16 protein-coding genes and 1 tRNA gene are annotated in these 23,031 nt (G+C 65.0%); 9 read left to right on the forward strand and 8 right to left on the reverse strand.

Annotation, left to right across the window (positions count from 1 at the left end):
* Positions 1–98: 98 nt before the first annotated feature.
* Positions 99–1,895: an acyl-CoA dehydrogenase gene (locus ABSY17_RS20160; protein ID WP_378944580.1), complete on the reverse strand. Its 1,797-nt coding sequence runs from the start codon at positions 1,893–1,895 to the stop codon at positions 99–101.
* A 904-nt stretch (positions 1,896–2,799) separates the two neighbouring features.
* Positions 2,800–3,252 (reverse strand): MerR family DNA-binding transcriptional regulator, encoded by a 453-nt coding sequence (locus tag ABSY17_RS20165; protein ID WP_378952896.1) that lies wholly within the window; start codon positions 3,250–3,252, stop codon positions 2,800–2,802.
* A gap of 429 nt (positions 3,253–3,681) precedes the next feature.
* On the opposite strand from ABSY17_RS20165, the gene ABSY17_RS20170 reads away from it, so the two are divergent.
* From ABSY17_RS20170 to ABSY17_RS20180, 3 genes are all read left to right on the forward strand, one after another.
* Positions 3,682–7,380, forward strand: a complete 3,699-nt coding sequence (locus ABSY17_RS20170) for a peptidoglycan-binding protein (protein ID WP_378944583.1) — start codon at positions 3,682–3,684, stop codon at positions 7,378–7,380.
* Between the two features lie 174 nt (positions 7,381–7,554).
* Positions 7,555–8,484: a sulfite exporter TauE/SafE family protein gene (locus ABSY17_RS20175; protein ID WP_378944586.1), complete on the forward strand. Its 930-nt coding sequence runs from the start codon at positions 7,555–7,557 to the stop codon at positions 8,482–8,484.
* Positions 8,484–9,263 (forward strand): TIGR02186 family protein, encoded by a 780-nt coding sequence (locus ABSY17_RS20180; RefSeq protein WP_378944589.1) that lies wholly within the window; start codon positions 8,484–8,486, stop codon positions 9,261–9,263. The genes ABSY17_RS20175 and ABSY17_RS20180 overlap by 1 nt, the downstream gene beginning before the upstream one ends.
* Positions 9,264–9,688: 425 nt before the next feature.
* Here the strand turns inward: ABSY17_RS20180 and pdeM are convergent, their stop codons facing one another.
* Complete coding sequence (gene pdeM / locus ABSY17_RS20185) at positions 9,689–10,402, reverse strand: ligase-associated DNA damage response endonuclease PdeM (protein WP_378944592.1); 714 nt, start codon at positions 10,400–10,402, stop codon at positions 9,689–9,691.
* Positions 10,399–12,900: a ligase-associated DNA damage response DEXH box helicase gene (locus tag ABSY17_RS20190; protein WP_378952899.1), complete on the reverse strand. Its 2,502-nt coding sequence runs from the start codon at positions 12,898–12,900 to the stop codon at positions 10,399–10,401. The genes pdeM and ABSY17_RS20190 overlap by 4 nt, the downstream gene beginning before the upstream one ends.
* A 651-nt stretch (positions 12,901–13,551) precedes the next feature.
* Here ABSY17_RS20190 and ABSY17_RS20195 point away from each other — a divergent pair.
* Positions 13,552–13,719, forward strand: coding sequence for a hypothetical protein (locus ABSY17_RS20195; RefSeq protein ID WP_378944595.1), 168 nt, complete (start codon positions 13,552–13,554; stop codon positions 13,717–13,719).
* Here the strand turns inward: ABSY17_RS20195 and ABSY17_RS20200 are convergent.
* Positions 13,716–14,630 carry a methyltransferase domain-containing protein gene (locus ABSY17_RS20200; protein WP_378944598.1) on the reverse strand — a complete coding sequence of 305 codons (915 nt, stop codon included), beginning with the start codon at positions 14,628–14,630 and terminating at the stop codon, positions 13,716–13,718. The genes ABSY17_RS20195 and ABSY17_RS20200 overlap by 4 nt on opposite strands.
* A 117-nt stretch (positions 14,631–14,747) precedes the next feature.
* Here ABSY17_RS20200 and ABSY17_RS20205 point away from each other — a divergent pair, with 117 nt between their 5' ends.
* Positions 14,748–15,758, forward strand: coding sequence for a ligase-associated DNA damage response exonuclease (locus ABSY17_RS20205; protein WP_378944601.1), 1,011 nt, complete (start codon positions 14,748–14,750; stop codon positions 15,756–15,758).
* On the forward strand, positions 15,758–17,356 hold the full coding sequence (locus tag ABSY17_RS20210; protein WP_378944604.1) for a cisplatin damage response ATP-dependent DNA ligase: 1,599 nt from the start codon (positions 15,758–15,760) through the stop codon (positions 17,354–17,356). Before ABSY17_RS20205 ends, ABSY17_RS20210 begins: the two co-directional genes overlap by 1 nt.
* 12 nt (positions 17,357–17,368) lie before the next feature.
* On the opposite strand, the gene ABSY17_RS20215 is transcribed toward ABSY17_RS20210, so the two are convergent.
* Positions 17,369–18,451, reverse strand: a complete 1,083-nt coding sequence (locus ABSY17_RS20215) for a hypothetical protein (RefSeq protein ID WP_378944607.1) — start codon at positions 18,449–18,451, stop codon at positions 17,369–17,371.
* 220 nt (positions 18,452–18,671) lie between these two features.
* On the opposite strand from ABSY17_RS20215, the gene ABSY17_RS20220 reads away from it, so the two are divergent.
* The gene (locus ABSY17_RS20220) at positions 18,672–19,628 is read left to right on the forward strand and encodes an NAD(P)H-dependent flavin oxidoreductase (protein ID WP_378944610.1); all 957 of its coding nucleotides are present in this window, start codon (positions 18,672–18,674) and stop codon (positions 19,626–19,628) included.
* 191 nt (positions 19,629–19,819) lie between these two features.
* Positions 19,820–19,895, forward strand: a tRNA-Thr gene (locus ABSY17_RS20225).
* Between the two features lie 347 nt (positions 19,896–20,242).
* On the opposite strand, the gene ABSY17_RS20230 is transcribed toward ABSY17_RS20225, so the two are convergent.
* Both ABSY17_RS20230 and ABSY17_RS20235 read right to left on the reverse strand, forming a co-directional pair.
* Positions 20,243–21,583, reverse strand: coding sequence for a GAF domain-containing protein (locus tag ABSY17_RS20230; protein ID WP_378944613.1), 1,341 nt, complete (start codon positions 21,581–21,583; stop codon positions 20,243–20,245).
* A complete protein-coding gene (locus ABSY17_RS20235; protein ID WP_378944616.1) occupies positions 21,580–22,056 on the reverse strand; it encodes a hypothetical protein in 477 nt (158 codons plus the stop codon). Before ABSY17_RS20235 ends, ABSY17_RS20230 begins: the two co-directional genes overlap by 4 nt.
* A 153-nt stretch (positions 22,057–22,209) precedes the next feature.
* On the opposite strand from ABSY17_RS20235, the gene ABSY17_RS20240 reads away from it, so the two are divergent.
* Positions 22,210–22,905, forward strand: a complete 696-nt coding sequence (locus ABSY17_RS20240; RefSeq protein WP_378944619.1) for a hemerythrin domain-containing protein — start codon at positions 22,210–22,212, stop codon at positions 22,903–22,905.
* Positions 22,906–23,031 lie beyond the last annotated feature (126 nt).

Raw genomic sequence — 23,031 nt, forward strand, 5'->3', positions numbered from 1 at the left:
CGTATGTTGTCAGGCCCTTCTCAGGCACCCAGTCGCTCGGCCCCCTCCCGGCCCTACGGGCCACCCTCCCCTCGAAGGGGAGGGATACCTTCAGCCCCTCAAAACGCCTCCGCCGGCAGCGCCATCATCGTCGCCGAGCCGGACGAAAGGCGGGCGAGATGGGCTGCGGTCTCGGGCATCACGCGTTCCATGAAATAGCGCCCCGTCACCAGCTTGGTCTCGTAGAAGGCTGCCGAGCCGTCGGCAGCCGCAGCGAGTTTGTCCTGCGCCGACTTGACCATTTTCGCCCACATGTAGCCGAGCGCCACCAGGCCGAAGAGATGCATGTAGTCGGTCGAGGCGGCTCCCGCATCGTCAGGATTGGTCATGCCGTTCTGGACCAGCCACATGGTCGCCGCCTGCAGGTCGTTGAGACCCTTCTTCAGCGCCTTGGTGTAGGGCGCCATCTGCTCGTCGGCACGGTTCGCCTCGCAGAACTCGCCGACCTCCTTGAAGAAGGCCTGCACGGCGCGGCCACCATTGAGGCCGAGCTTGCGACCGACGAGATCGAGCGCCTGCACGCCGTTGGCGCCCTCATAGATCATGGCGATGCGGGCATCGCGCACGAACTGGCTCATGCCATGCTCTTCGATATAGCCGTGGCCACCAAAGACCTGCTGGGCCATCACCGCATGCTCGAAGCCCTTGTCGGTCAGCACGCCCTTCACCACAGGCGTCATCAGGCCCATGTGGTCGTCGGCTGCCTGGCGCTCGGCTTCGTCCTCGGAACGGTGGGCGATGTCGGAGTTGAGCGCGGTCCACAGCAGCAGCGCGCGGCCGGCCTCGTTGAAGGCCTTCATGGTCATCAGCTTGCGGCGGATGTCGGGGTGGACGATGATCGGATCGGCCTTCTTGTCCGGCGCCTTCGGCCCGGTCAGCGAGCGGCCCTGCAAGCGGTCCTTGGCGTAGGCCACCGCGTTCTGGTAGGCGACTTCCGACACGGCCAACCCCTGCAGGCCGACGCCGAGACGTGCCTCGTTCATCATCGTAAACATCGCCTTCAGCCCGCCATTGGCCTCGCCGAGCAGGAAGCCATGCGCCTCGTCATAGTTCATGACGCAGGTGGCGTTGCCGTGGATGCCCATCTTCTCCTCGAGCGAGCCGCACGACACGGCATTGCGCGTGCCGGGATTGCCCGAGGCATCGAGATTGAACTTCGGCACGATGAACAGCGAAATGCCCTTCACCCCCTCCGGCGCGCCCTCGATGCGGGCGAGCACCAGATGGACGATGTTGTCCGACATGTCGTGTTCGCCGGCCGAGATGAAGATCTTCTGGCCTGATATCTTGTAGGAACCGTCGCCGTTCGGCACCGCCTTGGAGCGCAGCAGGCCGAGGTCGGTGCCGCAATGCGGCTCGGTCAGGTTCATGGTACCGGTCCAGGCGCCCTCCACCATCTTCGGCAGCCACGTCGCCTTCTGCTCGTCGGAGCCATGGACGAGCAGCGCTGCGATCGCGCCCTGGGTCAGGCCGGGATACATCATCAGCGCCATGTTGGCCGACGACATGTATTCGCCGACCGCTGAATGGACCGTGTAGGGCAGGCCCTGGCCGCCATGTTCGGCAGGCACGGCCAGCCCCATCCAGCCGCCTTCACGATACTGGTCGAACGCTTCCTTGAAGCCCTTGGGCGTGGCCACCGAGCCGTCGTCGTCGCGCACACAGCCTTCCAGGTCGCCGACGCGGTTGAGCGGATGCATGACGTTTTCGGCGAGCTTAGCGCCTTCCGCCAGGATCGCCTCAAGCACGTCCGGGCTGGCGTCGGAAAAACCGGCGAGGTTGCTGTGACGCTCGTAGCCGAGCACGTCGTTCAGCACAAAAAGGGTGTCCTCGACCGGGGCCCGGAATATCGGCATCGCTCATCCTCCAGCATGGTTCCACCGGTTCCGGCCAGACGGTATGCGACGGGGAACCGCTTGTCGAACGCGATTAGCAAATATTGACGTTTGCGTAAACGTCAATATTTGCGACTCCGGCTTGCGGTAGATTTTTCCGCGCGTTCGGCTGGAGACGTCGACCGAGAAATGGCGGCTGGGCGAAGGATCGAGCCGATCGGACCATTCCGCCTGGCGGAACAGTTCCCGGCAGTTGCCGCGACGTGCCGACACTCAAACAAGGGCATAGCCCCCAACTCAGGGTCGAGCCATATCGCTGGTGCTGCAGCCGCGATGACGTCCTTTGCGTCACGGCATGGATTCCCGACACTCTCCGCTCGTTTCACTCGCTCATGAGGTCGGGAATGACGGAGGTGGGAGGCGCGGCCGCCAATCTCCAGCACTGACGATTAGCGGAGACCTCTCAGCAGCCCTCATGGTGAGCCTGTCGAACTACGAGGGCGCTAGGGTGTGGTTCGACCATTCGACAGCGCTAGGGTGTGGTTCGACCATTCGACAAGAGCACGGCTCAATATGAGGATTTTGGGCTGGACGAGACCTCCCAGCAAGGACGGGACAACCACCCCCACGTCATTCCCGACCTCATGAGCGAGTGAAACGAGCGGAGAGTGTCGGGAATCCATGCCGTGACGATGACAGGCCCGCGTCGGTACAGGAATTGACTTCCCACGCTCTGCCCGCCCCAAGCTTGGCCTTTGCGCGCAACTGAGCCCCGTGCCTCCTCGCGTCGCAGAAGACAGGCGCGCTGTACATGGACGCGACATTCGACCACGCCGCGCCTTCAATTTGCCCCGAACCTCCAAAAAAAAACGGCCCGGCGAGGTCTCCCCCGCCGGGCCGTTTTCAAACAACGGTTCGCGCTCGATCAGCTTGCAGCGCTGGCCTGGGGTGCCGTGCGCTCCGCCAGAACTTGCCGCACGACGGCCAAGTGATTGGTGAGATCGCCAATCGCCTCGTCGAGCATCAGCCGCTGCTTCTGCAGGCGGCCAAGCTGCTTCTCCGACTTGTCGATGGTCAGGCGCAACTGCTTGGCGTTGGTGCCGGTCGGATCGTAGAGATCGATCATCTGCTTGACGTCGCGCAGCGAGAAACCGACCTTCCGGCCGAGCAGGATCAGCTTCAGCCGGGCGCGGTCGCGCCGCGTATAAAGGCGCGTCGAGCCTTCGCGCCTGGGATTGAGCAGGCCCTTGTCCTCGTAGAAGCGCAACGTCCTGAGCGTCACACCAAACTTCTTGGCCATATCGCCGATGCGCACATAGTCGTCGCCGACGAGATTGTTTTCATTGGCCGCAACATCGGCGACCGATACAGACTTCATCATTTACTTCCGATATCCCCAATTGCGAGCGCGGCGACTGGGCCGGCCTGCGCTCTGGCGGAAGCCGAAGGGGGCGGGCTTCCGTTCATGGTTTCTACGTAAAGGCACTCAAGACGGCGATCTGCACACGTCTTACGTTTACGTAAATGCTATAACGACACGCCCAAACCGACGCAAGGGAATTTTGGACGTTTTGATCGTCAGATCGTCGCACATTCTTAAGGTTGGTTAAGAGCTTGTTTACCACGTTGGGCGAAATGTGCGCATGTCGGTTCACCCGTGGTCATCATGTATCGATTTGTTCACGGTTTCGGAAGGCGGCGAAAAGCCCCAGGAAGCCAATTCCCGCGCGGCGCCTCGCAACCCCGATCCCGGCAAGGATTTGAGACCTCTGGTCCTGGACCAGCACTCTGACCAACGGGCGTTTCGATGAACAACAAGCGGTCTTATCTCGACACCCTCAACGAAGGCAGGCAGCGCCGTCCCTATGCGTCGCTCGAAGAGCTCAACCGCTCGCTCGAGAACCTCGAAGCGCGGCTCGAGCGCACGCGCGACGAAGACGCCGAACCATATCGGCCTTCGCAGCGCCAGGCACCCGCCGCCGGCTATACCCCGCGCGGCGAATATGGCCGCAGTGCCCCATACGAGCGGCCATATCATGCGATCGCCCGCGACATCGACCGCGTCCGCGGCCAGGAGGACGGCATCGCCGCCATCGGCCAGATCGCCGGCGAACTCCGCGCGCTGCGCGAGGAGATGCGCCACGAGATGAGCGCCGGTCTGCAGCGCGAGTTCGAGCTGCTGCGCAACGACATCGAACGCGCCAGCCGCGCAGGTGCTGCCGGCGCCGAGGGCGCCGAGCTCGGCCTGGAACTGGAACGGCTGTCGGGCGCCATCCACTCGCTCGCCGAGCGCAGCGACGACAAGAGCGTCAACATGCTGCGCCTCGAACTCGAACAGATGCGCAGTTCGTTGTCCGATCTGGCGCGCGAGGAAACCATTCTCTCGGCCGACCGCCGCTGGGCCGATGTCGCCGACCGCATGTCGGCCGCTGCCGAACCGCGCGGCGAAGATCCGGCAATCGTCGCCTTGGCCGACCGTCTCGAACAGATCAACGACGCCGTCAACAACCTGCCGGAATCGCTGTCGCTGCGCTCCATCGAGGACAAGGTTCGCACACTCGCTAGCGCGATCGACCAGTTCGTGCGCCAGCGCGACAGCCATAGCGACGAGATGTTCGGGCTGATCGACGAGCGTCTCGACGAAATCTCGCGTGCCATCGTCGCCTCGACGGTCGCCGCCCAGACGCCGCACTTCAGTCCCGAGCCTTTCGAGCGCATCGAGGCCCGCATCGCCGCACTTGCCCAGCAGATCGAAGAGGTGACGGCGGACCAGCCGACGGCCGAGATCATCGACCGGCTCAGCACGCTTGCCCAGCGCGTCGACGACATCGCGGCCCGCACCGACATTCCCGAGCAGGCTGTCGCGCGTCTCGGCCAGCAGATCTCGCTGATCGCTGACAAGATCGAGCGCACGCCGGCTGCATCGGATGCAGGCCTGATCTTCCAGGGCATCGAGCAGCGCTTCGACGCGTTGGCCGAGGTGTTCGAGCGCCGCCAGGGCGACGCGCTGGAACACGGCAATGCTCTTTTCCGCGACCTCGAGCGTCGGCTCGAAGACCTCACCGAGCGCCTGGACCGGCAGTCGGCGCAGCCCGCCACCGACCATTCCGGCATCATGGAAGCGATCGACGCGCGCTTCACCGCCTTCGCCCAGCGCCTCGAAACCAACCGCTCTGATCCTGCTGGCGAACAGGCGATGCGCGCACTCGAAGCCCGCCTTGAGGATATCTCCGGCCGGCTGGAAACCTCCGCGGCACAGGTCTCGAGCATCGATCCGGGACTGATCCGCAGCCTCGAAGCGCAGGTCAGCGAACTGACGGCCCACCTTTCGCGACCCGGAGCACCGCTGCCCGAGTTCGAGGACATCCGGCCGCGCCTCGACGAAATCGAGCGCTCCGTCGCCGGCAATCACCAGGCGCTTGTCGAAGCCGCACGCCAGGCAGCCGAGAACGCCGTCCGCTCGTTCGTCGGTTCCAACACCGAGGCGGTCGCGGTCGGGGGGCTTGCGGAAGACCTCAAGGCGCTCGAAGCGCTGACCCGCCGTTCCGACGAGCGCAACGGCAAGACCTTCGAGGCCATCCACGACACCCTGCTGAAGATCGTCGACCGGCTCGGCTCGCTTGAAACCAGCGATCCGGTTCCCGCAGAAGCACCGCCGGCTTCCGTGGCCGAGCTTCTCACTGCCCCGATCGCCGATCAAGAACCAGTCCGCGCCGTGCTCGAGACCCCCTCTCTCGCCCCAGAGGAGCCGGCCCCGCTTCCCGAGGCCAACGCCACCTTCGGTCGCCGCAGTGCCGATGAATCCGCATCCGACGACCGGCATTCGCGCAGCCCGGCGCAGGCTGCTGCCGAAGCCGCTGCCGCCGTGGCAGCGCTCGGCGGCGTTCACGCCGACAAGAAGGAACCGAAGCCCGCAAAGTCGTCGATGTTCGGCGGCATCGCCCGTGCTTTCACCAAGAAGGCCAAGGAGGAGCCGGCCAAGGCCGAGGTCGCAGAGCCGGTCATGGACGCCCCTGCCCCCAGCCTCGCCCTCGATGCGCCGCTCGATCCAAAGATCGCCAATCGTCCGCTCGAGCCCGGCTCCGGCGCGCCTGATCTCAACGCCATCATGCGCCGCGTGCGCGACGAGCGCGGCCAGCCGGCGCGCGTCAATGAAACGGACGCCGCCAAGGCAGACTTCATCGCCGCTGCCCGCCGCGCTGCACAAGCGGCCGCTGCCGAGGCGGATGCGCTCAAGCGCAATTCCGACCTCAAGGGTCCGGTGCGTGCTCTGCGCATCGGCGACCTGGTCAAGGCGCGCCGCAAGTCCGTGCTGATGGCGGTCGGCGCAGTCATGCTGGCACTTGCCGGCATGCAGCTCGGCAAGGCCTTCCTCAGCGACCCGATCCAGTCCACCAGCGTCACGCCCCAGCCGTCCGATGAGCCGGCCAAGGTTGCGGCCGTTGCCCCCAAGGCGCTCGACAGTGCCGCAGCCCCGGTGCGCAGCGTCGACAAGCCAGAGATCGTCCAAACGGCTGCCGCCAAACCGCGGGTCGCCGCCGAAACCACGGAGACCGTCGCACCCGTCGCGGTCGCGCTCGACAACCGCATCACCAACTCGATCCCCGCCGCACCCGTCGTGACGCAGGCGCTCACCCCGACCCCCGTCGCGAGCGCCTCAACCTCCATGCCGGACGCCATCGGCCCGGCAGCCCTGCGCGAGGCAGCGATCGCCGGCGACACCAAGGCGCTGTTCGAGATCGGCTCGCGCTATGCCGAAGGTCGTGGCGTCGCTGCCGACAGCAAGGCTGCCGCCCAGTGGTATGAAAAGGCCGCCGAACTCGGCTTCGCGCCGGCGCAGTACCGCATCGGCAACATGTACGAAAAAGGCAATGGCGTGGAGCGCGACGCGGCCAAGGCCAAGACCTGGTACCAGCTCGCCGCGGCCCAGGGCAACGCCAGCGCCATGCACAACCTGGCCGTGCTCTTCGCCATGGGCGCCGACGGCACGGTCGACAACGACCAGGCCACGCGCTGGTTCAACAATGCCGCCGAACTCGGCGTGAAGGACAGCCAGTTCAATCTCGGCATCCTCGCCGCCAAGGGCGTCGGCATGCAGCAGGACCTCGAGGAATCCTACAAATGGTTCGCGCTGGTCGCCAAGCAGGGCGACAATGATGCCGCCGCCAAGCGCGAGGAGATCGCCAAGGCATTGACGCCTGAGCAACTCAAACGCGCCAAGGCGACAACCGAGCTTTGGCAGGCCAAGGCCCTCGACCCGGCCGCCAACGCGATCGAGGTTCCGGCCGCCTGGCAGGATGCTCCCGCCGCCGGCGTTGACATGAAAAGGGCCGTCCAGAACGTTCAGGCGATCCTCAACAAGAACGGCTACGACGCCGGCAGGCCCGACGGCATGCTCGGCCAGAGGACCAAGGACGCCATCGTCGCCTTCCAGAGGGACAACGCCATGGCGCCCACGGGCGAGATCGACGAAGTGCTGGCGCAGGCGCTCGTCGCCCGCAAATAATCGCTAGGGCGGCGGCATTTGCCGCCGCGTCTTTACCTGACGGTTAACTGATTGAGTTATTTTCCGTTTCGAGTGCGGGACGTTTGGCTTTGCCCTAATGTGGGCGCAAGTGCCCGCTAGCTAACCGGCACCCGGCAACGGGTGGCGGCAACATCTTTTTGCAGAGACTGAAGGGTGGACATTTATCTCCCGATTGCGGAATTGTCTGTCAACGCGTTCGTGCTCTTGGCGATGGGCGCGGCGGTCGGCTTTCTGTCGGGAATGTTCGGGGTCGGCGGCGGCTTCCTGATCACGCCGCTGCTCATCTTCTACAATATCCCGCCCGCGATCGCGGTTGCCACCGGTGCCAACCAGGTCATCGCCTCATCCTTCTCCGGCGCGCTTGCACACCTCAAGCGCGGCACGCTCGACTTCAAGCTCGGCATGATGCTGCTGGTCGGCGGTATCGCCGGTTCGGCGGCCGGCGGCTTCGTCTTCGCCCTCCTGCGCAGCATCGGCCAGCTCGACCTGTTCATCTCGCTGCTCTACGTCGTTTTCCTCGGCGCAGTCGGCGGACTGATGCTGATCGAAAGCGTCAACGCCCTGCGCAAGACCAAGGCCGGCGTGCCGCCGGCACTCAAGAAATCCGGCCAGCACAACTGGATCCACCGCCTGCCCTTCAAGATGCGCTTCCGCACCTCGAAGCTGTTCGTTTCGGTCATTCCGGTGCTCGGCATCGGCATCGGCATCGGCTTCCTATCCTCGATCATGGGTGTCGGCGGCGGCTTCATCATGGTGCCGGCGCTGATCTACCTGCTCAAGGTGCCGACCAACGTCGTCGTCGGCACCTCGTTGTTCCACATCGTCGTCGTCTCGGCCTTCACCACTCTGGTGCACTCCACCACCAACCAGACCGTCGACATCGTGCTCGCCCTGGTGCTGATGCTCGGCGGCGTGGCCGGCGCCCAGTATGGCGCCAAGGCGGGCCAGAAGCTGCGCGGCGAACAACTGCGGGCCTTGCTCGCCCTGCTCGTGCTTGCGGTGGCGCTGCGCCTGGGCTTCGACCTCTTCGTCAAGCCGCAGAATCTCTATTCGCTGACCAGCGTGAGCGGAGTCGGGTTGTGATGCGCTTCCCGGCTGTCGTCGCAATCGCCACCTTTCTTGCCGGCCTGCCGGCCCATGCCCAGCAAGCCCCGCAGGAAGGCATCCAGATAGGCCTGTCGACCGACCGGGTAGCGATCACCGCCGACTTTTCCGGCGCCGACCTCACCATCTTCGGCGCGCTCGAAAATCCCGATCCGCTGATCAGCCGCCAGGGCCGTTACGACGTCATCGTGGTGCTCGAGGGCCCCGCGCGCTCCGTCGTGGTCCGCCGCAAGAGCCGCGTGCTCGGCATGTGGATCAACACCAGCTCGGAGACCTTCGTCAACGTGCCGGTGTCCTATTCCATGGCGACCACGCGCCAGCCGCAGGACATCACCGAGCCCAACAGCTACCGCCAGCTGTCGCTCGGCATCAACAACATCTACATCGAGCCGGAAGAGAAGCGCGGCAACCCGCTGACCATCGACGAATTCACCGACGCGCTACGCGAGCGCAAGCAGGCGCTCGGCCTCTACAGCGACAATATCGGTGGCGTTCAGTTCCTGTCGCAGAACCTGTTTCGCGCTACGCTCCACCTCGCCCCCAATGTGCCGGTGGGCACCCACAAGGCGCGCGCCTTCCTGTTCCGCAACGGGTTGTTTATCAAGGAAAGCTCGACGCAACTCGCCATCGTCAAGTCGGGCTTCGAACAGACCATCTTCCGCTTCGCCAACGACCACGGCTTCGGCTACGGCCTGTTCGCCATCGGACTAGCCATGCTCACCGGCTGGCTGGGACGCATCATCTTCAGGAAGGATTGAGGGCGGGGCGGATCACATCCGCAACCGATCTTGGCGGCCGATACGGGTCGGTACGCTGTTCCGCCACGTCCAGCGTTCAGTCAGCGTTCAGTTGATCTTCCCTGCCCGAAGCCGGCCTGGACGCCACTGGGGAAAAAATGTTCTGCACCGGCACTGACGTCGTCACCGTTACGGCATGGATTCCCGACACTCTCTGCTCGTTCCACTCGCTCACAAGGTCGGGAATGACGGGTTGCAGTTGCGGCCTCTTTCAATCGTATACGTTGGTGCCTGGTGGAAAGGCTGCATAGCTGGGGGAGCACCAAATGAGGCGCGTCATTCCCGACCTCGTGAGCGACCGCAGGGAGCGGAGAGTGTCGGGAATCCATGCCGTTGCGCCAGAAAACCCTGGCGTCCTTACCGTCCGACAGGATTGCTCCGACGCCCTAATCCGGCCGCAGCAAAGACCCCGCAATCGGATAAACACGGCTCGTGCCGATCATGTAGGCGGTGGGCGCACCACCGCGAAACATGCCGCCATAAGCCCGGTCGAGCACGTTGAGCGAACCGGTGAAGGCACCGAAGGCCGGCATGACCAGGCGCTCGCCATCGCTGGCGAAACAACGCCGCCGAACCGAACGGCCACGCTGGACGATGCGGGCGCATGGATGCAGGTGCCCGGCGATTTCGCCCTCGGCATGGCCCTTCGACGGCTCGTGGCGGAACACCAGCCCGCCGACCGCCACTTCCTCGACCGTCTCGCCGGGCAGGTCGGCGGGTGCTTCCGGGTCGTGGTTGCCGGCCACCCAGAACCATTCGCGCCCCTTCATCAACCCCATCAGGCTGTCGCGGAAGGGGTCCGGCAGGCGCGCCGCACCCTCCCCGTCATGAAAGCTGTCGCCTAGGCTGACAACGAAACGCGGCGCGTAATCCGCCACGACGGAGGCCAGCCGCGCCAGCGTCGCGGCGGTATCGTATGGCGGCAACAGCCTGCCGCGGCGGGCATGTGAAGAGCCCTTTTCGAGATGCAGGTCGGAGACGACCAGCAGGTCGAGCTCCGGAAAATGCAGCGCCCCACGCTGATCGCAGACGGCGCGCATACCGGCGATAGCAATCGCCTCGCAGCCGGCTTTCGTCACTTCGCGCGCGGCAATGTTCATGCGCTTCCCATCGCGTCTTCGATCAGCTCCGCGGCTTCGAGCAGCAGCGAGTCGTTGGCCTCGCCGTTGACCGGCTCCCTGCCGATCTCCAGCATTACGGGCACGGCCAGCGGCGAGATCTGACCGAGGTCCTTATGAACGATTCTGCACCGGATGCGCGAGAGCATCTCCGCCAGTCTCCTGACATCGAGCAGCCCGCTCGCCGCATCCGCCCGCGTCGCCTTGAGCAGGATGTGGTCGGGCTCATGGCTGCGCAACACGTCGTAAATCAGGTCGGCCGACACCGTCACCTGCCGCCCGCTCTTTTCCTGGCCGGGAAAGCGCTTCTCGATCAGGCCGGAAATGACGGCGCAATTGCGGAAGGTGCGCTTGAGCAGCCAGCTGTCGGCGAGCCAGGCTTCGAGATCGTCGCCCAGCATGTCCTCGTCGAACAGTTCGGCCAGCGACGGCCTTTTCGCCTTGAACATCGAGCCGAGATCACCAAGCGCCCAGATGGCGAGCGAATAGTCGGTGGCAACGAAACCCAGCGGCCGCGCCCCCATGCGCTCCAGCCGGCGGGTCAGCAACATGCCGAGCGTCTGGTGCGCCAGCCTGCCCTCGAACGGATAGGCCACCATGTAGAAGCGTTCGCCGCGTGGAAAAGTCTCGACCAGAAGATCCTCGCGCCTCGGCAGGATCGATTTCAGCTGCTGCATGCGCAGCCAGTCCGCCACCTGCTCGGGCAGCGCCCGCCAACGCGCGGGATCGGCCAACATGCCGCGCACCTGCTCGGCGAGGTAGGTCGACAGCGGAAACTTGCCGCCGGCATAGGACGGCACCAGCACATTGCCGCCGCCGCCAGTCGAAACGTAACACTCGTTCTCGCGGATACCCTCGAAACGCAGCACCTTGCCGGCGAAGATGAACATGTCGCCCACCGACAGCGTCTCGACGAAGTACTCTTCGATCTGGCCGAGCACCGGCCCGCCGCGCAGGGTGAGCGAAGCCGCAGTGCCCGCTCCCGACTTGCCCTTGGCGCGGGTATAGCGAACATTCAGCACGGGCGCTTCAATGATGGTCCCGACATTGAGCCGGTATTGCTGGGCAATACGCGGGTGCGACACGCGCCACTTGCCGTCCTTGTTCCTGCGGATGCGGGCATAGCGCTCATATGTGCGCAGCGCGTAGCCGCCTGTGGCGACGAAATCGACGACGCGGTCGAAGGTTTCGCGGTCGAGCGCGGCATAGGGTGCGGCAGCCCTCACCTCGTCGTAGAGCTCCGTCGCATCGAACGGTGCTGCGCAGGCGCTACCCAGCACATGCTGCGCCAGCACGTCGAGCGCGCCCTCGACCAGAGGCGGGGTGTCCTGCGCGCCAAGGTAATTGGCCTCCAGTGCTGCCCGGCACTCCAGGACCTCGAAGCGGTTGGCCGGCACCAGGATCGCCCGGCTCGGCTCGTCCATCCGGTGATTGGCGCGGCCGATGCGCTGGGCGAGCCGGCTCGCCCCCTTCGGCGCGCCGACATGGACGACGAGATCGACATCGCCCCAGTCGATGCCGAGGTCGAGCGTCGAGGTCGCAACCACTGCCCTCAGCGCATTGTCGCCCATCGCCTTCTCGACCCGCCTTCTCTGGCCGACATCGAGCGAGCCGTGATGCAGCGCTATCGGCAGGGTGTCGTCGTTGACCCGCCACAGCTCCTGGAACAAGAGTTCGGCCTGGCTGCGGGTGTTGACGAACAGCAGCGTCGTCCGGTGCTTGCGGATCGCCTCATAGACCTCCGGGATGGCATAGCGCGCCGAATGGCCCGACCAAGGGACGCGCTCCTCGGAATCAAGGATCGTGATCTCGGGCTTGGCACCGCCTGATACCGTGATCAGCTCGGCCATTTCTCCAGCCGGGTTCTGCCTCACCAGCCAGCGCCTGAGCTCGTCCGGCTCGGCGACCGTCGCCGACAGCCCGATCGCCTGCAAATGAGGCACGTAGCTGCGCAGCCGCGCCAGCCCGAGCGCCAGCAGATGGCCGCGCTTGGATGTCACCAGCGAATGCAACTCGTCGAGCACCAGATAGCGCAGGTCGGCAAAGAAGCGCGCGGCGTCCGGCGAAGCGATCAGCAGCGCCAGCTGTTCCGGCGTGGTCAGCAAAATATCCGGTGGCACAAGCTTCTGGCGCGTGCGCTTGTGAGCCGGCGTGTCGCCGGTGCGCGTCTCAATGGTGATCGGCAGGCTCATTTCGTCGACCGGCTTGCCGAGATTACGCTCGATATCGACGGCCAGCGCCTTCAGCGGCGAGATGTAGAGCGTATGCACGCCGCGCTGCGGCTCGCCCGGCCGCTTCTTGGGCCGCGTGGCGAGATCGGTCAGCGCCGGCAGGAACCCGGCCAGTGTCTTGCCGGCACCGGTGGGCGCAATCAGCAGGGCGGAATTGCCTTGTTGGGCGGTGGCAAGCAGGTCGAGCTGATGGGCACGCGGCGACCAGCCGCGCTCGGCGAACCATCGCTCGAATGGTTCCGGCAGCATGGCACCTGAGGTCTTCGGCTCCAGTCGCGCTTGGCTCGTCACGCGCCAGACCTAGCGCGAGGAATTTGCCGCGCCAAGCGAAATCTGGAACAAAAAGGGATCATTAGTGATGCGCCGCCCTGGGACGGGCTATACCCGGTATGCGTTGCCGACTGTGCCCCGTTGCGCTTTCTTAATCTAGCGTTGCATAGTTTGCTTATGTCAGAGCCACCTTTTCCAACCTTCCATGACGGTCGGCTGACAAGCGTCGCCGTCGCAGAGAGATCAGTCACGCTTGGTCTCTCCCGTACCGATAGCGCGACCTTTGAGCTTCAACTCAGGGAGGTGGAGCCTTTTCTTGCGAACGATTTCCGCGAAGGCAATATTATCCAGCATATCGAGATAATTCGAGGTGGCCTAGCGATTTGGACTGATGTGAGTGCGCGGCTTGCGCAACTTTTCCCAGCCCCACACGCAAGTGCCGCAGAGAAGTATCACACAGAATTTGCGGCTCACATTCAGAACGCATTGCGTCGTATCGCAAATGGGCAGGCTGCCCTCGTCAGTTTGGAATGCAGCTACGGATGTGATCTGATCGCCCTTTGCACCGAGGTCAGCCTCAGAGCGCATTCCCAAGATTGATTGGCCCGCAGGATCAAGCCGAACACCCCCATGACCGACACCGCCTCCCACGAAGACCGCATCGCCACGCTGGAAAAGCTCGTCCGCGAACTACAGGCCCAGATAGAGCAATTGCAGAAGCAGGCCGGGGTCACCGCCAAACCGGCCGAAAAGCCGCTGCGGTCGCGCGGCATGTTCGGCAGCCCGCAAAGCCGTTAGGCTGCTGGCCGCTCCGTCACTACGATCAGCCCTTGGACCGGCTCGCGGCGGTCCTGGCGGATCACGGCACGGTCCAGCGAAACTAGCTTCAGACCGGCTGCGGCGATCAGGCCATGCACATAGGCCTCCGAATGGGCGTAGCGGCGCGACGGCTGCAGTTCGAAGGCGCCCTCGCCCGCAAAGCGCTCGACCGAAAAGGCAAAAATGCCACCCGGCGCCAGCATTGCGGTCACCGTCGCGAAGATGCGGTCGAGCGCGCCGACATACATGAACACATCGGCTGCAGTGACGAGGTCGGGCTGGTCGCCCTCCGGCCTGAGTTCCTGGAGATCGGCCTTGATGAGACGGTCATAGACGCCCTTGTCGCGCGCCTTGCGCAGCATCTCGGCCGAGATGTCGTAGCCGTCTAGCTGCGTCACCACCGGGCGCAGCTTCACGCCCATCAGCCCCGTGCCGCAGCCGAGATCGACGGCATGGGCGAAGCGTGGGCGACCAGTCGCGGCGATCGCCGCATTGAGCAGTTCGGGCACACGATAGTGCAACGTATCGACCAGCGCATGGTCGAATTTGTCGGCATACTGGTCAAACAGGGTTTCGACAAAGGCGCTCGGCGGGTTCTCGCTTGCCGGCGCAGCGCCGATCAGTTGCAGCTTCAACGCCGCACCCGGCCGGTCGGCCGGCTCGAGCTTCAGCGACGTGCGCCAGGCCTCCGCCGCGGCATCCAGCGCACCCGCGGCCTCCTGCATCTCGCCGAGGCGAAACCAGCCCATTGCCCAGGCCGGCGCGATCTCCATCGCACCGAGCATAAGTTCGGCTGCGGCGGCGTGGTCGCCCGAGGCGAATAGCATTTCGGCATAATCCGCCCGCCGGTCGGCAAGCAGGTCGTTGGAAGAGAGCTGCAACAGCGTCAAACGCGTCATCCGGAATGAGGGAAGTGCGAAAGGAAGGAGGGGCAATAAAGAAGAAGGTGGCGCGCATTACTGCCAAACCACCCTTTCACGCAAGCGCCAAATACCTATCTTGAGGCGATGCGCGCCAGCGAACTGCTTCATCCCCGTCCCGAAGGGCTCTATTGCCCGCCAGGCGATTTCTACATCGACCCGGTGCGGGCCGTCGGCCGCGCGCTGATCACCCACGGCCATTCCGACCATGCCCGCCCCGGCCACGCCAAAGTGCTGGCGACGCGCGAGACGCTCGACATCATGGCGATCCGCTGCGGACCGAATTTCGCCGGCAGTACGCAGGCGATGACATACGGCGAAGAGATCAGGCTCGGCGGCGTGACGGTCTCGTTCCACCCGGCCGGCCATGTGCTCGGCTCGGCACAGATATCGGTCGAGCACGGCGGCCTGCGCATCGTCGCGTCAGGCGACTACAAGCGCACCAAGGATCCGACCTGCGCTGCCTTCGAGGTGGTGCCCTGCGACGTCTTCATCACGGAGGCGACCTTCGCCCTGCCGGTGTTCCGCCACCCCGGCGCCTCGGACGAGATCGCCCGGCTTTTGAAGTCGGTGCGCCAGTTCCCCGAGCGCACGCATCTCGTCGGCGCCTATGCGCTCGGCAAGGCGCAGCGCGTCATCCGCCTGTTGCGTGACCAGGGCTACGACCGGCCGATCTACATCCACGGCGCGCTGACGAAGCTCAGCGAATACTACCAGAGCCGGGGCGTCGATCTCGGCCATCTCGAGCCGGCAACCGTCGAGGACGGCGACAAACGCGACTTCACTGGTGCCATCGTGGTTGCGCCCTCGGCAACCTTCGCCGACCGCTGGGCGCGCCGCTTCCCCGACCCGCTCACTTGTTTCGCATCGGGCTGGATGCGCATCCGCCAGCGCGCCAGGCAGGGCGGCGTCGAGCTACCGCTCATCATCTCGGACCATTCCGACTGGGACGAACTCACCGACACGATCAAGGATACGGGCGCAGGTGAGGTCTGGGTCACCCACGGCCGCGAGGAGGCCTTGGTGCGCTGGTGCGAACTCACAGGGATTTCCGCCCGGCCGCTGCATCTCGTCGGCTACGAGGACGAGGGCGATTGATGAACCGCTTCGCCGAACTCCTCGACCGACTCGTGCTGACCCCGTCGCGCAACGGCAAGCTCAAACTCATCACCGACCATTTCCGCGAGGTCGAGGACCCCGACCGCGGGTTGGCGCTCGCGGCGCTTGCCGGCGATCTCAGCATCGCCTCGGTCAAGCCGGCCATGCTGCGCCAGCTGATAGTCGAACGCATGGATCCGGTGCTGTTTGCCTATTCCTACGACTATGTCGGCGACCTCGCCGAGACCGTCTCGCTGGTCTGGCCGGAGGCGCCGGGCCAGCGCCCCAACCACGACATCACACTCGCCGAAGTGGTCGAGCGACTGCAATCGGCGAGCCGTTCCGACGCCCCCGCCGTGCTCGCCCGCCTGCTCGACCAGGCCGACGTCCCGGCGCGCTACGCAATCCTCAAGCTGGTCACCGGGGGCTTGCGCATCGGCGTGTCGTCACGGCTCGCCAAGCAGGCGCTCGCCGATCTCGGCCCGGTCGACGTAGCCGAGATCGAGGAGCTCTGGCATGGGCTGGCGCCGCCCTATGCCGAGCTTTTCGCTTGGCTCGAGGGCAACGCGGAAAAACCGCAAAAGGCCGCCAGCGCGCTGTTCAGGCCGGTCATGCTTTCCCACCCGGTCGGCGACGGCGACCTCGAAAAGCTCGCGCCGGCCGACTATGCCGCCGAATGGAAATGGGACGGCATCCGCGTTCAGGCGGTGTCGGAAGGCGGCATGCGCCGGCTCTATTCGCGCACAGGCGACGATATCTCCGGCGCCTTTCCCGATGTCGTGGCGGCGATGGCGTTCGAAGCCGCCCTCGACGGTGAACTGATGGTCGGCATTCCCCGCGAGGCCACCGGCACCTTCTCCGACCTGCAGCAACGGCTCAACCGCAAGACCGTGTCGGCCAAGATGCAGGTGCAATATCCGGCCTTCATTCGCTGCTACGACCTGCTGCAGTCCGGCGGCGAAGACCTGCGTGGGCTTGCCTTCACCGAGCGCCGCGCGCGGCTGGAGAGCCTTGTCGCCACGCTCGATCCTGATCGTTTCGACCTGTCGCCGCTGGTACCTTTCGCCGGCTGGCAGGCGCTCGAGGAAATGCGTCGAGCGCCGCCCCACCCGATCATCGAGGGTGTCATGCTGAAGCGGCTCGACTCGCCCTATCTTGCCGGCCGGCCGAAAGGTCCCTGGTTCAAGTGGAAGCGCGATCCGCACACCGTCGACGCCGTGCTCATGTATGCCCAGCGCGGCCACGGCAAGCGTTCGAGCTTCTATTCCGACTACACTTTCGGGGTCTGGACCGGGCCGGAAGGCGCCGAAGAGCTGGTGCCGGTGGGAAAAGCCTATTTCGGCTTCACCGACGAGGAACTGAAGCTGATCGACAAGTTCATTCGCGACAACACCATCGAGCGCTTCGGCCCGGTGCGCTCGGTGCGCGCCGACAAGGCCAGCGGGCTGGTGCTCGAAGTGGCCTTTGAGGGGCTCAGCCGCTCAACGCGCCACAAATCGGGCGTCGCCATGCGCTTTCCCCGTATCTCGCGCCTGCGTTGGGACAAGCCGCCGGGGGAAGCCGACCGCATCGAGACACTTCAGGCGCTGCTCGACTGAGCCGAGCCGCCCCTACTCGCTGACCGAAACCCTGATCTCGTAGATGTCGACCGCCTTGCCCTGCTTTTCGAAGTCCGAGTTGATGGCGATGGAGCCGGCAGCGCCCGGCTGCTTGTCGGGCACATCCATCTCGAACAGGTATTCGCCGCGCTGGTAGCCGACGAGGTAGCGCTTGCGGCCGCAATCGCCGAGCTCGCCGAAATTGCAGTCGACCGCCATCTGCGTCTCCTTGCCTTCCTCGGCGCGGGCGATAATGTCGAAGACTGCATGCTTGCCGGCGATCTGTTCGAGCACGCCCTGGCCGACGTCGAAGCTGATGGCGGAGCCGGTGCTGCCCGAGCGGATGCGCAGGAAGCGGCCTGTGTCGTCCTGGGTGACTTCGGCGCTGGTGCCACTCGGCGCGCTGACGTCGGTCGGATCGGCCGGCGAAAACACCGTGATCCAGTTGCGCGACTGATCGGCCTCGCCCGAGCGTAGCGGCGGTGCCGTCGCCTCGGGCGAAAAATCCTCGCTTTCGAGCTGCTTGGGCGGATTGTGGACGGAGGTGTCGCGCTCTGCCGCCGACTTGAACAGGTCGGTCTGCACGGCCCACCACACGCCGATGCCGCCCATGGCGAGCAGGCTGACGGCAAAGAACATCCCCGCCAGCGACCGGCCGCGTCCCGACCGCTCGGCCCGCTCCGCCGCGCGCCTTTCGGCACGGCTCAGCTTCTGCCGCGACCTGGCCGGCGGCGGCAGCGGCGCATCGGGCATGATGTCGGGCACGACGGGCGTCACGCCCGATGCCCTGCCGCCGCCGTTGCCGACCGACACGCTTGGTGCCCTGGCAGAGCCATTGCCGCCGAGCGACACTTCGGGGGCCGCATCCTGTGCTGCCGCCGGTGCCGCCGGCACGAATTCCGATTCGATCTCGTCGATCTTGGCCTGCAGACCCTTGCGGCGGTTGATCGCCGCCTCGACCGTCATGTTCGGGTTTGATTTCAGCGCGCGGTCGAGCGCGGCGAATGCCGCGCGATAAACCTTCTCGCGAAATTCGCGATTGTCGGGATCGCCCTTCTCGAAAGCGTTCCGGATCGCCTTTTCGATCGAATCCAACCGTTGTCCCTCAGCGGCGCCTGTCTTGCCAGATGGTTAGCGACAGAGGCTCAATCAATCAACGGCGTGGTCGGCCTTTTGTCGCCAAACCGCATACAATGGCGTCGATCAGGATCAAAAATTGCAGCCCTCGCCACCGATGTCGCCGCATTGCCGCTACGGCACGATCTGCTATATGGGATGACGTTTACGGAAACGTCAAAGCGACCGGGAGAGACGCGTGGCCCTGCCTGACATCCTCAAGAACAATCTGCGCATCCCCGTGGTCGGGTCGCCACTGTTCATCATCTCACATCCGCCGCTGGTTCTCGCACAGTGCAAAGCCGGCATCGTCGGCTCGTTTCCGGCGCTGAATGCCCGCCCCGAAGCCCAGCTCGACGAATGGCTGGCCGCGGTGACCGAGGATCTCGCCGCCCACGACGCCGCCAATCCCGATCGTCCGGCCGCGCCCTTCGCGGTCAACCAGATCGTGCACAAGTCCAACAAGCGCCTCGAGCACGATCTGCGCCTGTGCGTGAAGTACCGCGTGCCAATCGTCATCTCCTCGCTCGGCGCGGTCGAGGAGGTCAACCAGGCCGTCCATTCCTATGGCGGCATCGTGCTGCACGACATCATCCACGACCGCCACGCCCGCAAGGCGATCAAGATGGGGGCGGACGGGCTGATCGCAGTGGCGGCGGGTGCGGGCGGCCATGCCGGCACCCTGTCCCCCTTCGCGCTGATCCAGGAAATCCGGCAGTGGTTCGACGGCCCGCTACTCCTGTCGGGCGCCATCGCCAATGGCGGAGCAATCCTCGCCGCCCAGGCCATGGGCGCCGACCTCGCCTATATCGGCTCGCCCTTCATCGCCACCGAGGAGGCACGCGCCGCCGAAGCCTACAAGCAGATGATCGTCGACTCCAAGGCCGCCGACGTCGTCTATTCCAACCTCTTCACCGGCATCCACGGCAACTATCTCAAGGGCTCGATTCGCGCCGCCGGCATGGACCCCGACAACCTCGCCGTCTCCGATCCCTCGCAGATGGATTTCGAGGGCGACAACAAATACAAGGCCTGGAAGGACATCTGGGGCTGTGGCCAGGGCATCGGCGCTGTCGACAAGGTCGTGCCGGTAGCCGAACTGGTCGCGCGCCTGGCCCGCGAATATGTGGCTGCCAAGGCGAGACTCGCCGCCTGAACAAGCCCATCCCGGCCAACTGGCAAGGCGTACCATGCGTGGGGGCGCCTCCGCGTTGCGCACCGGAGTTCCCGACAGGCGGCGACTTTTACGCTACCTGTCAAAACCCTTCAAAGGCGTCTTGAATTCCTGACGCAATGAAGCTATCAGGCACTCACTGCCTCGCGGCCCTCGGGTCGCGAAATGTGGAAGCCGCTTTAGCTCAGTTGGTAGAGCACATCATTCGTAATGATGGGGTCAGGTGTTCGAGTCACCTAAGCGGCACCATATCTCCCCAGAAAACCAGAGCTTACGAGACATCGACCACTTCGGCGCCAGAGGCTGTTTCAGCCGCAGAATCAGGCGGCGCTTGCAACACCCCGGAAGCGACTGTCGGCCAAGTGTCGGCATCGCATCATTTCGGAGAACTGCACAGCGTGCAACGTGCTGCCGTTCTGCAACTGCCGATAGCAACCTATGTTCGATGATCCAGCACAACAACGACGGCTGGATCATCGACCATAAGCGGCTCTCGGCTTGCTGGCCAAAGATGTCGACATCAACTGCGGCTCGGCGACCGAAGATCTGCCGAGGATCGCTTCGTTCGCTTGACGCTGACATGCATCAGCACAGGCTCAACCTGTCACAATCTCGATCTCCGGAATACCATCGCACTCCAGACGAATCTGTCCGCGTTCTGGCCTCAAGAGCCGGATCCGCCCGCCCCGCTCTTCGAGACGCCGGCGCAGGAGAATGAGGCGTGTTTCGAGATTGTCCTTGAAATCTGGCAACTGGAGCGAGCGGTCGCGGCGGATCTCACGGTTGGAAAAATCAGTGCGTCCGGTTTCAAGATAGGCTGAGAGGAAATGCTGGAGCAGCCGCCCTGGCAAGCCGCGGATGATGTACTCGTCGTCTGCGAAAATACTGCCGTCGAGCGGAAAGTAGCGCACGCGAATACGGCGCGCCACCGGGGCCAACGCTGGCTGGTGACTTTCAGGCGGCAACGTTCCAGCTTCCGAGCGGTCCCGTTCCGCCAGCAGCAGGCTGATGGCGAGCTGGGTCGCGACCAGCGACAGCGCCTCCTCGTCATTGTGGTCGAAGGCGTAGCTCCGTTCGGATTCGACGAACAGCACGCCCATCAGCCGGCCGCGCCCCAGCATTGGCACCGCCAGCTGGCTGCGCGCCTCGGCCAGCGCCGGAAACGGGATCGGCGAGACCGCCTCGCTGCCCATCACTGCGCGCACCGCCGAGGCGTAGCGCAGCCCGCGCCGCATGTCGCTGATACGCAACGGCCGGCGGATGGCGGCGGCGAGCCCGGCGGTGCCCTCGCCCACCGCCACCTCGGAGCCGAAGCCGAAGGTCGGATAGCCCCGGCTGGCGATGGTGGTGAGCCGAGTCGCCTCTGCGTTGGGCACCAGCACCATCGAATTGCCGTAGCTGAGCAGCCGGTGCAGTTCCGCGAGCGCGCCGTCGAGCATCAGTTCCGGGTCACCCTGAGCGGCGACGGTAGCGCAGATGCGGGCCGCGGCATCGAGATGATGGCGCTCCGGCGCGTTCGTCTCCGGCGCGACCGCCGGCGCGGGGCCGACGACCGGCCGGCAATCCTCAACCGCGTAGATGTCGAGACTGCGCAGCTTCATTACCTCGCCCATGCCCTGGCGGGCGCTGGTCACGGCAAGATGGGATGCCACACGGTCGAACAATTCGCCACCGTCGACCGAACGGCCGAAGCGCAGCTCGAGAATGTGCTGCTGGCCGGTCCGCCCGTCCACCACCATGACGGTGGCCATGCCGCTGTGGCGGACATTCTCGGCAGTCTTTGAGAAGAACTGGTTGGACAGCGCCACATGCCGTTCGTCGACATAGTGGACATGCGACAAGTAGGAGATATTGGGCATGCCGTCGGCGCCGGTCGTCGCCACCACCGAGGGGATGACGCCCTCGAAACTGTCGCGGATATCCCATAGACGCGTCATGACGCCCCCATCTGTGCTAGGCGCGCGCCCGCCCCGGGACCGGGCGTCTGCACGAAAAGATCGGTCGGGGTGAAGCTGAAGCGGACGAGATCCCAGTCGGTCAGCGTGTGCGACAGCTGCACCCGGTTGACGCCGAGATCGCCCATCACGTCGAACATGCGCTCGACATAGGCCCGCCCCCGCGCCTGCTCCGCCCCGCTCGCGGCCGCCACCTCGCAGATCCGGCCCTTCACCTGGTAGGCGCGATAGTCGCCGGGGCGCACCACGGTGACGGCAATCCGCGCCTCCGGCACGGCGTGGCCCGCCACCTCCGGCCACAGGCCGGAATTGACGAGCACGTCGATGCATCCCGTCGCCCGGTCGAAACGGGCGCCGGTGCCGCGCGCGATGAAGGCGCGGCCCTCGTCGTTGCGCGTCGAGACAAGGATCATCACCGGGCCGTCGATAAACGCAGCCACATCCGCGCCGATCATCACACTCTCCAACTCGTTCGACCGTCCCAACTCGTTCAACCACCGATAGCAAAATTTTAGGAACGACAGGAGCGCCTTAGCAAGCTTTTAGGGAGCGAATTTCGCACCGCGTCCGTAGATGCGCGCCACACAAACCAACGATGGAGCATCAACATGACCGACTTCAACAGCACCAGCGACCTCAACGGCCGCTACGACATCTATGGCGCCGTGCACAAGGGCCTCCGCAAGACCCAGTGCGAGCTTCTCCCGCGACTGGGCAGCGCCGATTTCAGCATACCCCAGGTAGCGCTGCTTACCGAACTGCGCGCCCTGCTGACGCTCGCCGCCTCCCACGTCCAGCACGAGGATCATCACATCCACAATGCGCTAAAGGCGCGCGGCGCGGTGTCGGTCGAGCGGCTCGACCACCAGCACGACGACCACCGCAAGACCTTTGCCGAGCTCGAGGCGATCATCTCGGAGATTGAAAAGGCGCCGGCCGCCAAGCGGCCCGCACTCGGGCGCCGCCTCTATCTCGCCTTCAGCGCCTATGTGGCGCACGACCTCGAACACATGTTCGAGGAAGAGACGGTGGCGGCTCCGCAGCTTTGGTCGCTGTTCACCGATGCCGAACTGGCGGAGATCGAAAACCGCATCGTCGGCTCGCTGCCGCCGGAAAAGTCGATGGCCTTCATGCAGATCATGATCCCGGCCTCACGGCCCGACGAGCGCGCGGCCATGCTGGGCGGCATGAAGCAGCACGCGCCACGCGAAGCCTTTGATGCGGTGATGGAATTCGCCGCACGGCCGAAACTGTCGGCGGCGGAATTCGCGGATCTCGTTCGCCGGCTCGACCTCGTGGCGTAAGGCCGTCGATGCGCATCGCTCAACGGCGGTCACGCCGCCGTCGGTTCCGGCCCTGGCATCGCGGTGCCTAGGCCGGCGCCTCCGGGATGTTGATGATGAAGACAATCTGGTCGATTGGCAGGCTCT

Origin of the sequence: Mesorhizobium sp. ANAO-SY3R2, from assembly GCF_042466635.1 — a bacterium.
Taxonomy (GTDB): domain Bacteria; phylum Pseudomonadota; class Alphaproteobacteria; order Rhizobiales; family Rhizobiaceae; genus Aminobacter.